Genomic DNA, 13,780 nt, shown 5'->3' with positions numbered 1-13,780 from the left:
ACTCTAAACAATATGTTTATAAGTTGAACCACTAAGAGAAATGACTAGCACTTTAATATATTACTATAAAGAAACGATACTATGAATAATTAAATAGAGATTTTCCAAAAGTCCCGTTTGCTCCTACTCATATGAGGGTACGAAGTAATGTAATGTTTTTTACATATAACGAACATATGGGAGGAGCGTTTCTATGAATAGCAACGGAAAAAAGAATGAGAACAATAAAAATGAACAATTGGAACAGTTCCGAGTTAGGGATGAAGAAAAAAAACTAACAACAAATCAAGGACTTAAAGTGTCAGAAGATGAGTTTTCTTTAAAAGCTGGTGAACGCGGACCAACATTAATGGAGGACTTTCATTTTCGTGAAAAAATGACTCACTTTGATCATGAACGGATTCCTGAGCGGATTGTTCATGCTCGTGGATTTGCAGCACATGGAGAGTTTGAAATATACGAATCAATGAAAAAGTATACAAAAGCGAAGTTCTTACAAGATCCAGCTGTAAAGACACCAGTTTTTGTACGGTTTTCTACAGTAGCGGGGTCACGTGGTTCAGCTGAAACAGTAAGAGATGTTCGTGGATTTGCGACAAAGTTTTATACGGAAGAAGGAAATTATGATCTAGTTGGAAATAACATACCCGTCTTTTTCATTCAAGATGCCATTAAGTTTCCGGACCTAATCCATGCCGTCAAGCCGGAACCCCATAATGAGATTCCTCAAGCAGCAAGTGCTCATGATACATTCTGGGATTTTGTAGCAAATAATCAAGAATCAGCCCATATGATCATGTGGCATTTATCAGATCGTGCCATTCCGCGAAGTTTTAGAATGATGGAAGGGTTTGGTGTCCATACATTTAGGTTTGTGAATGATGAAGGGAAAGCACATTTTGTAAAGTTTCACTGGAAGCCTGTTTTAGGTGTTCATTCACTAGTGTGGGATGAAGCACAAAAAATTGCCGGTAAAGACCCTGATTTTCATCGCAGAGATTTGTGGGATTCAATAGAAGCCGGAAATTATCCGGTGTATGAACTAGGTGTACAGTTAATTGCTGAAGAAGATGAATTTACATTCGATTTTGATGTACTTGATCCAACAAAAATTTGGCCTGAAGAAGATATACCAGTCAAAATCATTGGAAAGATGACATTAAATCGGAATGTAGATAATGTGTTTGCAGAAACGGAGCAAGTAGCATTTCATCCAGGTCATGTCGTACCAGGTATTGATTTTACAAATGATCCATTGCTGCAAGGGCGATTATTTTCCTATACAGATACACAATTACTTCGTCTTGGAGGGCCGAATTTTCATGAGCTGCCAATAAACCGTCCAGTTTGTCCATTTCATAATAATCAACGGGATGGCTACGGACGTCAAACCATTAACGTTGGACAGGTAAGCTATCATAAAAATTCTCTAGCAGCGAATACTCCGGATCCTGCAAGTAAAGAGGAAGGAGGTTATGTGCATTATCAGGAAAAAGTAGAGGGGCGCAAGGTTCAAAGTAGAAGTAATAGTTTTAAAGATCATTTCTCACAAGCTACAATGTTTTGGAACAGCATGAGCGAACCTGAGAAAGAACATATTATTGATGCGTTTTCCTTTGAGCTGGGAAAAGTGAAAAGCAAATCTGTTCAGCAGCAGGTAGTTGATATGTTTGCGAATGTTAATGTAGAGTTAGCCTCTGTCGTTGCATTATCAATTGGTGCTACACCACCTAAAGAGGGTGGATCAAACATAACAAAAACCTCTCCTGCTTTAAGTCAGTTAAATACAAAAATATTGCCGAATACTCGCAAAGTTGGAGTCATTATCGGCTCTAATTTTAATGGGGAAGATGTAGTAAAGGTTTGTCATGCTTTAAAAGCAGAAGGAATTATAGTTGAAGTGATCAGTGATAAACTTGGAATTCAGAAAGGGATTGATGGCACAGAACTAATTGTTGATCATACATTCTTAACTAGCGATTCAGTGCTGTTTGATGCTATTTATGCTGCTGGTGGAAAAGATGTAAGTCAAAAATTCAAAGAACAAGCTGCCTATTTTATTAATGAAGCATTCTCTCATTTCAAAGCCATCGGGGCGTCAAGTGAAGGCATTAGCTGGCTACCAAAGGGTGTGATGGGAGACAATCCGGGAGTAATACTTGAAGATGAAAATATGAATAAATTTGCTCAGGACCTTGTACAAGCTATTTCTAGTCATCGTCACTGGAACCGTGATGTTGCTAAATAATAATCATCTTTAGATAGAGGAATCCAATTAATCTTGGGTTTCTCTATTTTATGTCACTCTAATTTTTATCTTCCTTCTAATTTTGAGGAAGTCTATCTTCCTTATACATAGTTGAACCCTCCGAAATGAATATTTCAGATGGCAGATGTATCTTGCGGCATATATTTTTGAACATATTATTTGACCAATATCTCTACACACTGATTTAATAATCATAGCATGTTATTAATTGTATGACAGTCTTGTTTTATTCAAATAATGTGAGCAAAACGAATTCTTCTTAAGTGGAATACGCACATCAAAAACTAAACGATCTAATTACAAAATTGGAAACTTAAAAGTTTCGTTTATTTATTAAAGAAAATATTTGAGTTCGTTTCATTTATTTGAAATAATTAGTATGATGAAATAGTAGATAGTCGAGGAAATTGGTTATTAAAATGGTATATTTTTTCTGAAAATCAAATGAAATGTAATTGGAAAGTCCACATCAGATGTGTAGGATTATATTTCAAAATATTACCAAAGATATACTCGTTAGTATATACATTCTTATGATAATTATGGTGTTCATTTTTTTCGTCACCTTCTACCATCTAGACAAATGCTTGTGTAAGGAATGCACCAATTTCAGACCTAAACGGAGGATTATTGATGAATGAACAAAAGGTATTGATTAAAGAGGCAATGGAAGTACTAAAGGTAACAAGTCGAACATTTTACATACCGATTATGTTTTTAAAGAAAGAATTGAAAGATGCAGTAGCAGTGGCTTACTTAGCAATGCGTGCTATTGATGAAATTGAAGACCACGAAGAAATGCCTAATGATGTGAAAGCTTATTTACTTTCAGAGATTAGCCAGTTATTACTTGAAGATAATTTTAGTCATCAAAAATATAGTGCTTTAGTCGGCCCATATGCTGAAGTACTACCAGAAGTGACATTGCGTCTAGCAGATTGGCTATTGCTAGCTCCAGACGGGGCGAAAAAGAATATACAAGAAGCAACAAGCGAAATGGCTGCAGGGATGGCGAAATGGGCAAAGGCTAATTGGAAAATCCAAACAAGAGAAGATTTAGATGACTATACATATTATGTTGCTGGTCTTGTAGGGGTTATGTTATCAGATCTTTGGAAATGGCATGACGGAATTGAAACAGATCGGAATTTAGCCATTGGATATGGACGGGGATTACAGGCAGTTAATATTTTGCGCAACCAGGATGAAGATTTGGATCAGCGAGGGGTAAGATTTCTTCCAAATGGTTGGAGTCAGATTGAGTTAATGGCATATGCCAATGAAAATTTAAACATGGCAAATGAATATATGAAGAGTATCAATAAAAGGCCCATACTATTGTTCTGCCGTTTACCTCTAGCAATCGCTCATAAAACATTGAAAGCAATAAAAGACGGTCGTGAAAAAATCAGTCGAATTGAAGTAGAAGAGACGGTACAAGAGGTACAGGCTGACTTGTAATTGTAACTTGTCTAAACGTTTAAAGAGCAAGTTGAATTCCCAGCATGAAATAGATGAAACGAGATGGATATATCATGGCAATAAAATGGATCGAAATGACAGAGAATCATTTATTTTACTTTGAAACAGCTATGAAATTATATGATCAAGCATTTCCAATTGAAGTGAGAGAACCACAAGAGGTTTTTCTCAGAAGTTTGCAATTGACAAAATTAAATAAGCCCAATCATTTTCATTTCCTGATGGGGTTAGATGGTGATCAACTGGTATCATTTGCAACAGGGCACTATTTTGCTAATGTGAATACAGGATTCATTGTATACATTGTAACGAACCCACATGTGCGAAGTAACGGGTTAGGTACGAAAACACTATTGAAAATAGAAGAGTTACTTAAGAAAGATGCCATTTCAGCGGGTAACTCATCACTCGGAGCTATTATCTTGGAAACCGAAACACAAGAAATGGTACATACCCAGAAAGAAAGGGAAGATTGCATTAAAAGAAATAGATTTTTTTTAAGAAATAACTATGATATATACGACGAAATCAACTATTTACAACCAGCACTTCATGATGAGGTGGAAGAAATACCACTTAATCTTTTTATTAAGAATTTACACAAAACTAAACTAAGTAAGGAAGAAGTAACAGAAATTATTTATGCAATTTATAAAGAGAAATACTCACTAGTGAATGAAATTGATAAAAATGTCCTTAATCATTGCCTTAAGAAGATGAAAATTGAAAAATTGGAATACCTGTTTTAATAAAAAACGCATGACAATATTTTAAAAGTCATGCGTTTTTTATTATTGGAAACTCACTAAAAAAAGGTTAAAGTTACCATTTAATTATGATAAAATGTTTGTAATCTTATAGATGAGGTGAGGTTAGATGAGCGAAGTTGAGCAGAGTACAAAGTTAGATCTAGAGAGAATTATTTTTATTGGGAGAACATATGAAGAATACTTGAATATGTTCCTGCTTAAAGTTGAAGATTTGAAAGGAAAGAAAATACTTGATTGTCCAGCTGGGGCTTGTTCATTTACAGCAGTAGGTAACAGATCAGGTTTAGATGTAACAGCCTGTGACATTGCCTACTTTCATTCTACTGAAGACCTAAGAAGAAAAGGTATTCAGGATATTGACCATGCTATGGAACATATGCATAAAGCCCAAAAGAATTTTAAATGGGATTATTTCAAGGATATTGACGGGCTAAGGAATCATCGTTTAAATGCTCTGCAAGAATGTTCCAAGGATATGAAAGATTCCGACAAAAAATACATTCCCGCTACACTGCCAACTTTACCCTTTGGGAATGAAGAGTTTGATATACTTCTGTCTGCCCATTTTCTATTTATGTATGGAGATCGATTAGATTACCAATTTCATATAGATTCAATAAATGAATTGGTAAGGGTGACGAAAGAGGAGGTTCGAATTTTTCCATTAGTAGATTTAGAAGGAAAAAGATATGAACATTTAGAAAAAGTAACTAGTTATTTGGAGAGTAATGGTTTTAAAGTTGAAGAAGTTAAAGTTCCTTATGAATTTCAGTTAAACGCTAACTCAATGTTAAGAATACACAAAGGTTAGTACTAAATGGGGCAACGTAGAAGCGGTGTCCCTTTTTAAGCACCTTACTTGAGGAAAGAACAACGGTCTATTATTAGTTGCATTCTTACATCAGAGGTATGTATGGAGAACATCTTTCATATTTTATAATACGCTGACGAACGCTTCTCTAAATGGAATGTTATTAAATTTGTGTATCGAGGAGGAATTTCATTGGGAACTGTATATTCATCTATACTTCCAAAACATGAAGAATTTATTAAAAAACAAAGAATCTTTTTCGTAGGTTCAGCACCTCTAAATGAAGAGGGACATGTTAACATATCTCCAAAAGGCTATGATGTTCTGAGGATATTTTCACCAAATGAAGTAGCATATATAGATTTAACGGGTAGTGGAAATGAAACGAGTGCCCATTTAATAGATAACGGTAGAGTGACGTTTATGTTCTTAGCCTTTGAAGGACCTCCTATGATTCTACGACTATATGGTAAAGGAAAGATAATATTGCCTGAATCGCCGGAATGGGATAATATGGCTAAACATTTTGAAATACTTCCTGGTTCACGTCAAATTGTACACGCAAGAATTGAAACAGTAAAAACGTCATGCGGATTTAGTGTCCCTTTTTATTCATATCATGGTGAGCGGGATACTCTCCAAAAGTGGGCTGAAAATAAAAGTGAAGAAGACTTAGAAAACTACTGGAAAAAGAAAAATTCTATCAGTATGGACGGAATCGTAACACCGATTGGGAAAAAGTTTAGTTAACTTTACTCTATTTTTTGAAGTGAATGATTTGTCATTATATAACAATATTTGAGGTGAGAATAATTTGTTCTTAGATAAAATTGGCGGTGTTTTTATTCCGGTTAGTAACATTGAACAAGCAAGTAATTGGTATTGCGATATATTATGCTTTCCAAAAGATGGAGAAATACACTTTGGGCATATATATGTTCTACCGTTAAACGGACAAAATATTATACTTGATAGTAAAATATTTGCACCAGAACATATACATAAAGTTCCAGCTGTTCAACTTCTAACAGATGATATTAAAAGAACATATGATTACTTGAAACAAAAAAATGTTCATATAACGACTGAAATCGAAAATGGACATTGGTTCAACTTTGAAGATCTGGATGGAAATATAATCATGGTTTGTAAATAATCCCATTGAACATATGATTTTTAACCCTTAACAATTTGGCGCTTTAAATAAGAAATATAAAATATGTTTTTATTTAATAGAAATGGAGAGCATTTGGAATTTTACCAAATGCTTTACTACTTTATGAGGATGATGAAATGAATAGTGTTATAAGACCAAAGAATGTTGCGATTTTGATATATGAATATGTTGAAATTTTGGATTTTGCCGGTCCTTATGAGGTGTTTCTAGTAGGAAGCAATAGAGGACATGACTTTTCAGTGTACACAGTAGCAGAGGAAAAACGCCCTGTTCATGCATTAGGTAACCTTAGTATAAACCCCACCTACTCCATTCATAACTGCCCGACTCCTGATATTCTGATTATTCCTGGAGGTTGGGGTTCAAGAAAAGAAATGCATAATCGGAACCTCACCAACTGGATAAATGAAAAATCTAATGAAGCCGAACTCGTATTATCTGTATGTACTGGTGCATTATTATTAGCAAAAGCAAATTTGTTAGAAGGATTAAGACTTACAACGAATCAGAATGCGCTAAATGAGCTAAAAGAAGTTGCTCCTACATCTGCTGTTATCGTTGAGAATGCTCGTTATATCGATAATGGGAAAATTATTTTATCTGCAGGGGTATCAGCTGGTATTGATATGTCTTTGTATGTGGTTGAAAAATTATTAGGAAACGAACGAGCCATACAAGCTGCAAATCTTATGGAGTATGATTGGAAAATGTAATGATCAATCATAGAAATATTATTTTAATTAGAGTTAAAGGTTATTAGGCATTCTTTGTGGAAAACAATTATGTAATAATCATTACAATAAGGAGTGTATAACGTATGTGCAGAAACATCCGGACACTATTTAATTTCAGCCCATCAGCTACTGATGAGGAGGTTCATGCGGCTTCTCTTCAATACGTCAGAAAGATTAGTGGATATAACAAGCCATCAATGGCAAATGAAGAAGTTTTTAATCAGGCAGTTAATGAGATTGCAATGGTATCTAAGAATCTACTAAATACACTTGTAACCAATGCAGAGCCACGCAATCGTGAGGTTGAAGCAGAACGTGCTCGAATCAAAGCAGCTAAAAGGTATGGAACTAATTAGGGGACTATAGATAATTGGGAGTGTAAATTATGAAAAATATCTATCTAGTTAGGCATTGTGAAGCAGAAGGGCAACATCCTGAATCACCGCTTACAGAAATTGGTCATAAACAAGCTTTGGAACTATCCCGTTACTTTTCTCAAATAAATATACACCATATTATTTCTAGTCCTTATAAACGTGCAATTGAATCAATTCAACCTTTGGCTAATAGGCTTAATTTGAAGGTTGAAGTAAATAAAAATTTGACTGAGCGTGTACTGAGCAGCAATAATCTTACTGATTGGTTACATAAATTAAAATTAACTTTTGATGATATGGAAATAAAATATGAAGGCGGAGAATCAAGTCAAGAAGCAATGAACAGAATACTTGAGATTGTGGAAGAAGTTTTCGAAAATGAAGCTAATAATACCATTATTGTTACTCATGGTAATTTAATGTCATTACTTCTTAAGCATTATAACAATAATTTTGGTTTTGATGATTGGAAAAATCTAACCAATCCTGATGTGTATTTATTAAAGCTTGAAAATCGTAAAGTAACTTATAAGCGTTTATGGAAGTGATATGGTTTATGAAAACTGTGGTCGAAAAAGGTTTCTGTGCATAAGGGTGTAAGAAAAATAAATAGAAATATATTTTTATAAAAGAGGTGTTTTGATGATTTGGTTATTCATACTAATGCCGGTTTTAATAATAGGGGCTATAGCTATCTATTTTGAAAAAAAATCTGGAATGTCTCCACCAAATGAAAATATACAAGATGAAAAGCTCGGGGAAGTAATCAATCAAAATGGTATCAATTCTAATGGCACACACGGAAGAGACTAATATCAAATAATCGAGTTTCCATTCATTACTCCATTCAAAAAGTAGCACTTAAAACCACTATGTTTAAAGAATGAAAGTCCGAGATTCATGTAATTAGACGAGGTTGAGGCAGTAGGAAAAAACCAGGTGGATATTTAATGACCACCTGGTTAACTATTAAATATTCTCCTGTATTAACCCATCAATTATATTTTCTTTTTTTATCTTTTGGATGGAGTAAAGCATAGCAGAGCCAACGATAATAAAAATCGCTGCAATTACGAATAAGATATTCAACCATGGAAGCTGAAAACCATATTCAAATGTACGTTGTACTGACTTATATATAAGGAACATCACAACCCCACTAATTGGGAGACCGAATAATAATGCCTTTACACCGTAAAAAATACTTTCATAATAAATCATTTTATTAAATCCTTTTGGAGTTAACCCAACAGATTTTAACATGGCAAATTCTCTTTTTCGTAATGAAATACTTGTAGAGATCGTATTAAAAATATTTGCGATTGAAATTAACGAAATTAAAGCGATAAAGCCGTACGTAAACACAGAAAGAAAGAGGATAAGCTGTTGTTCATTTTGTTTTTGTTTGTATACATTGTATATATTTACATCCGAAGTGGTGGCATCTTCGATTTCTTTTTGTGTTGTCAGTGGATCAGAGCTATTTAAAAATAGATAAGTTTCAACCATCTGTTTTACTTGTTCATTACCACTTGTTAGTTTGTCCATCGTTTTTTGCGGTACGATCATATCTAAACCGCCCAGGCGAGATGAAATGACCCCAAATGGAACTTGATCAGTTAATGCTCCAATTTTTAGTTCAGGTAATAATACATGCTCCTCTGTTTCATAGTTTTTTAATACTACATCAATCTTTTCACCAGGTTTTGCTTCAATCGATTTAGTTTCAATGTAATTACCTGTGGTAAAATCTTGATAAGAAATTTTATCGATAACAATAGCTGCTGGTTTATCTGAATCTGTGAAACTTGCTACATCCGTTCCAATTGATTCCGCATATTCCCGGAAATTTGCTTCATCCAAACCATACAAGTTTACGTAATACTCATAATTTCCATTATCGAGTGGAAGGTTATCTTTTTCAATCATCTCCATCAATAAATCAGGAAGTAATTCTTCTTGGATGTCTGCGTTTAGTTGAATTCTAGTTTGTAAACTAGCATCGATGACAGCATCGAAATGGGAGAAAGGTCTTAGTTCATCGATTGTCATGTTACTTCCAGATACTTGGATATCATATTTAATTCCATCTTGTGATAGCTCTGCAGATTTACTTATGCTATCTGTGAAATAAGAGACAGATAAGTAGAGAACAATACTTATGATCAGTGAGAAAACAGTTACCCGATACCTTTTTTTATTACGCTTTACGTTTTTCAAGCCAATTTCGGCTTCCATCCCGAACATTTTTCGGACGAGTTTAGATGTTTTAACCGTATTACCTGTTAATTTAATATCCTGTGTTTGACGAATGGCGTCAATGGCAGAGATTTTTGATGCTTTTCGTGCAGGTAAATAAGTTGAGATAAAAATCGTAATGATCGAAACAAAGCAAGCAATAAGGAAAGAATAGGGTGTCACAACAACTTCCAGATTTTCAGCACCATCTCCTATAGCACCTTTAAGGTATGTGTTAATATACCAAAAGGTAGCGGCAATCCCACCAAGTCCAGCAATCAGTCCAATTGGAATACTAATTGAACCAATAAGGCTGCCTTCAAAAAATACAGAGTTACGCTTTTGTTTTTTCGTTGCACCTACACTTGAAAGCATTCCCAAATGTCTTGCCCGTTCAGAAACACTAATGGCAAAAGCATTATATATCAATGCTACAGAGCCTATAATAATGACGACCATAATAATTGTTGCTAGAGAAAATAAGGTTGTTCTTAAATTATCATTATCTGTAACACCATAATAGCGCAGTAGTGCATCATTATATTCCACTTTGTCGATTTTATTTTCCTTTTTGATCTTTTCTACCTTGTTATACAGTGATCCATCCACCTTATTCATAACAACAAAGGCATCTAGTAAATCATCTTGAGTTAATAATGTAGAATTTGTATAGTTTATCACTGTGTATCCAGGAGACCATGTCGGTTCCAATATAGGTCGTTTCATCATTCCTACAATGGTGAAGGTTTCCGTTTTTTCGATTTGTAGAGTTTCTTTTCCGATCTCCTCATCTTGTTGGAGCGGATCATTTTGTTTTAACGGAGATTCAGCTCCCGGTACGAGCCTTTGTCCAATTTCCAGCGTGATTTTGTCACCAATTTTGTAGTCGACTTTAGCATCTTGAATAATCTCATCAGAAATAATGACCTCATTTGCAGTTTTAGGAAGACGCCCTTCGCTGACCTCAATCGGAAATTGGTTATAGCCTTGTTCATTGTATTCTTGAATAAATAAGTAGGGTTTGTTCCTATTTTGTGAGTTTTCTAAAGGAGAATAACCAAGTTCATTCGCAATGACTAGTTTACTTGTTGTTTCATCAGCTGCAATCGATTCCAGCTGTTTCTTGGTTATATCCTTATATTGCACATGCCATTCACCAGAGGAGGCAATGGTTTGTCTTTTCATAAAATCAAGAAACGAAACTCCTAAGGTTGCAACAGCCGTAATCATGGCAACTGATATAATCACGCCAATAATCGTTATAAGTGTTCTTCTTTTATTCTTTTTTAAATGTCTAACTGTTAACTTATTTACTATATTCATGAACGAATCACCTCATCCTTGGCAATTCTTCCGTCTTCAATGGAAATAATGCGATCGGCTTGCAGGGCTATCCGTTCATCATGTGTGATGACAATAAGTGTTTGATTAAATGTTTTGTTAAACATTTTTAAAAGTTCCATGATTTCTTCACTATTTTTACTGTCTAAGTTACCTGTAGGTTCGTCAGCCAGCATGATCGCAGGATTGCTTATTAATGCTCGACCTATTGATACACGTTGCTGCTGACCACCTGATAGCTGATTAGGTAAATGACCTAGACGAAGATTCAAACCCAGTTTTTCAACAATTTCATCAAATTGCTTTTTGTCGACCTTATGCTCATCCAATAGCAATGGTAATGTGATATTTTCTTCAACCGTTAAAATAGGGATAAGGTTATAAAATTGATAGATCAATCCAATTTGTCTTCTTCTAAAGATGGCTAGCTGTGTTTCATTTAAATTGTATAAATCGGTACCATCAATATACACTTTACCGCTTGTAGGTTGATCTACTCCACCAAGTAAATGAAGCAAAGTTGATTTTCCAGATCCGGATGGGCCGATAATGACGACAAATTCACCTTTGTTTACTGAGAATGACACATTATCTAATGCTGTTACAGCGGTTTCACCTTTACCGTACACTTTAGACAGATTTTCTATTTGTAGAATACTCATTATTATATTACCTCCAGTTCATTTGTGATTTTAGTATATCTGCCTAAAATGACGATTGAGTGACTCTTTAGTGACATTTTAGTCACTTAGAGAGATTTTTCGTTCAAGTTCTATATGATCTGTTTATAAAACTTGATTAAGAAAGTTGTTCCTTTTCCAATCTCACTTTTCACTTCAATGTCCCCATGTTGACTCTTTATAATGCTATATGACAAAGCCAGACCGATTCCGACACTTTCTTCTCCGGCATTTTTGCCTTTATAAAATCGTTTGAAAATATATGGAAGGTCTTCTTTTAAAATTCCTTTTCCTGAATCTTGAATCTTTAATTCTGTGTATAAAGTATTTTCAACAAAAGATATTGATATGGATCCGCCTTCACCAGTATGTTCAATACAATTTTTCAGAATATTGATAAGGGCTTCTGAGGTCCAATTCAAGTCAACTAGAAATGAAACATCATCACCACTTACCTTTAAAGAGACCTGTTTGATATCCATTGGGATAAGGACAGATTGTACAGCTTTTTGTACTAAAACGTTAGCGGGAACAGTGTCTTTTTTAAATTGAACAATGTCTGCATCAATTTTGGCTAACTTTAATAGTGAAGAGACGAGCCATTCAATTCTTTCCAATTGTGCTTGGATGTTGTGAGTAAACTCTTTCCGTTTAGCAACGTCAAGAGTTGGATGACTTAATAAATCAGCCATCATCATCATCGATGTTAATGGAGTTTTTAGCTGGTGAGAGATGTCTGAGATCGCATTCGTTAACCGTACTTTGTCTTGTTGCAAATATGAGCTTTGTTCAGAAAGCATTAATGTAACTTTATAAATGTCATTTTTTAAAATGCTTAATTCACCTTCAGCATTATCACGGATATCCAGGTTATAATCTCCGTTTGTTATTTTACGCAAATAGTTTGAAAGCTTCTCAATCTCCCGATACCGCCATTTGGTAAAAAAGAAAAAAACAATCACGAAGATCGTTGTTGTTAAAAATATGTATAACGCCACAGGCAAAGAAAAAAAGAAAATTGCCAGGACTGTTGAAGTCAAACAAATACTTGTCAGAATAATCAATAAGACTTGTATTTCACGATTACGCAGCATTCTTAATCACCAACCTTGTAACCCATACCACGGACTGTTTTAATAATCATAGGATTACGGGGGTTATCCTCAAGCTTTTCTCGCAGTCTTTTAATGTAGACTGTGAGTGTATTATCATTAACAAATTCACCAGCAACGTCCCATATCCGTTCTAAAAGCTGGTTTCTTGTTAATACTTGTCCAATATGATTGGCAAAAATCAAAAAAAGCCGATATTCTAGTGCAGTAAGCAATATTTCTTCACCGTTTTTATAAACTTTCCCTTCCAACGTATTAATTTGGACATTTTCAAGTTCTATTATTGTTTTTGGTTTTGTTTGTATTTGTTTGTCATATCTTCTGAAAACAGACTTAATCCGCGAGATAAGCTCGCGAATACGAAAGGGCTTCGTAATATAATCATCTGCTCCCATATCTAATCCCATCACAACATTTACTTCATCATCTAATGCTGTTAGAAAGATAACGGGTTTATCACTCCGGTTTTTTACCATTTCACACAACTCATAACCGCTGCCATCTGGTAAGGATAAATCTAACAAGCATAAATCTATTTCTGCTAATCTTTCCCTGACGACTGCTTTTGCTGATTCAGCATTATGACATGTAACTGTTTCATATCCATCCGCTTGTAATGAATATTCCAAACCTGAAGCAATCGTTTTATCATCTTCAACTAATAAAATTTTCATATTGAGAACACCCTACCATTTGTTAAGTTTTACTAGACTAATCCTAGTTTATCATCATGTTAGTGTCAAAACACTTTAAATGATCATTTAACGAAAAGAACAATTGAGGAAAAGA

14 protein-coding genes are annotated in these 13,780 nt (G+C 34.5%); 10 read left to right on the top strand and 4 right to left on the bottom strand.

The features are described from left to right. Positions 1-193 precede the first annotated feature (193 nt). The 10 genes from BK577_RS17105 (at position 194) to BK577_RS26085 (ending at position 8,433) form a co-directional block, all read left to right on the top strand. Positions 194-2,248: a catalase gene (locus tag BK577_RS17105; protein ID WP_078434070.1), complete on the top strand. Its 2,055-nt coding sequence runs from the start codon at positions 194-196 to the stop codon at positions 2,246-2,248. A gap of 654 nt (positions 2,249-2,902) precedes the next feature. After that, entirely contained in the window at positions 2,903-3,730 is an 828-nt protein-coding gene (locus BK577_RS17100; protein ID WP_078434069.1) for a squalene/phytoene synthase family protein, read from the top strand. A 74-nt stretch (positions 3,731-3,804) separates the two neighbouring features. Continuing rightward, on the top strand, positions 3,805-4,500 hold the full coding sequence (locus BK577_RS17095; RefSeq protein ID WP_078434068.1) for a GNAT family N-acetyltransferase: 696 nt from the start codon (positions 3,805-3,807) through the stop codon (positions 4,498-4,500). A gap of 127 nt (positions 4,501-4,627) precedes the next feature. Continuing rightward, on the top strand, positions 4,628-5,332 hold the full coding sequence (locus tag BK577_RS17090) for an SAM-dependent methyltransferase (protein ID WP_078434067.1): 705 nt from the start codon (positions 4,628-4,630) through the stop codon (positions 5,330-5,332). 192 nt (positions 5,333-5,524) lie between these two features. After that, complete coding sequence (locus BK577_RS17085; protein ID WP_078434066.1) at positions 5,525-6,082, top strand: pyridoxamine 5'-phosphate oxidase family protein; 558 nt, start codon at positions 5,525-5,527, stop codon at positions 6,080-6,082. 64 nt (positions 6,083-6,146) lie between these two features. Beyond that, positions 6,147-6,488 carry a VOC family protein gene (locus BK577_RS17080; protein ID WP_078434065.1) on the top strand — a complete coding sequence of 114 codons (342 nt, stop codon included), beginning with the start codon at positions 6,147-6,149 and terminating at the stop codon, positions 6,486-6,488. Positions 6,489-6,625: 137 nt separating this feature from the next. Then, the gene (locus BK577_RS17075; protein WP_078434064.1) at positions 6,626-7,222 is read left to right on the top strand and encodes a DJ-1/PfpI family protein; all 597 of its coding nucleotides are present in this window, start codon (positions 6,626-6,628) and stop codon (positions 7,220-7,222) included. A gap of 104 nt (positions 7,223-7,326) precedes the next feature. Further along, positions 7,327-7,599 (top strand): DUF2277 domain-containing protein, encoded by a 273-nt coding sequence (locus BK577_RS17070; protein ID WP_078434063.1) that lies wholly within the window; start codon positions 7,327-7,329, stop codon positions 7,597-7,599. 29 nt (positions 7,600-7,628) lie between these two features. Further along, positions 7,629-8,168 carry a histidine phosphatase family protein gene (locus BK577_RS17065; RefSeq protein WP_078434062.1) on the top strand — a complete coding sequence of 180 codons (540 nt, stop codon included), beginning with the start codon at positions 7,629-7,631 and terminating at the stop codon, positions 8,166-8,168. A gap of 94 nt (positions 8,169-8,262) precedes the next feature. Then, positions 8,263-8,433, top strand: a complete 171-nt coding sequence (locus BK577_RS26085) for a hypothetical protein (RefSeq protein ID WP_169908346.1) — start codon at positions 8,263-8,265, stop codon at positions 8,431-8,433. A gap of 156 nt (positions 8,434-8,589) precedes the next feature. On the opposite strand, the gene BK577_RS17060 is transcribed toward BK577_RS26085, so the two are convergent. From BK577_RS17060 to BK577_RS17045, 4 genes are all read right to left on the bottom strand, one after another. Beyond that, positions 8,590-11,181: an ABC transporter permease gene (locus tag BK577_RS17060; RefSeq protein ID WP_078434061.1), complete on the bottom strand. Its 2,592-nt coding sequence runs from the start codon at positions 11,179-11,181 to the stop codon at positions 8,590-8,592. Then, positions 11,178-11,861, bottom strand: a complete 684-nt coding sequence (locus BK577_RS17055) for an ABC transporter ATP-binding protein (RefSeq protein ID WP_078434060.1) — start codon at positions 11,859-11,861, stop codon at positions 11,178-11,180. The genes BK577_RS17060 and BK577_RS17055 overlap by 4 nt, the downstream gene beginning before the upstream one ends. A 110-nt stretch (positions 11,862-11,971) precedes the next feature. Then, on the bottom strand, positions 11,972-12,973 hold the full coding sequence (locus tag BK577_RS17050) for a sensor histidine kinase (protein ID WP_078434059.1): 1,002 nt from the start codon (positions 12,971-12,973) through the stop codon (positions 11,972-11,974). A gap of 2 nt (positions 12,974-12,975) precedes the next feature. After that, positions 12,976-13,665, bottom strand: a complete 690-nt coding sequence (locus BK577_RS17045) for a response regulator transcription factor (protein WP_078434058.1) — start codon at positions 13,663-13,665, stop codon at positions 12,976-12,978. Positions 13,666-13,780 lie beyond the last annotated feature (115 nt).

Origin of the sequence: Metabacillus halosaccharovorans, from assembly GCF_002019635.1 — a bacterium.
GTDB lineage: Bacteria > Bacillota > Bacilli > Bacillales > Bacillaceae > Metabacillus > Metabacillus halosaccharovorans.
This window is presented reverse-complemented; position numbering and strand designations above follow the sequence as displayed.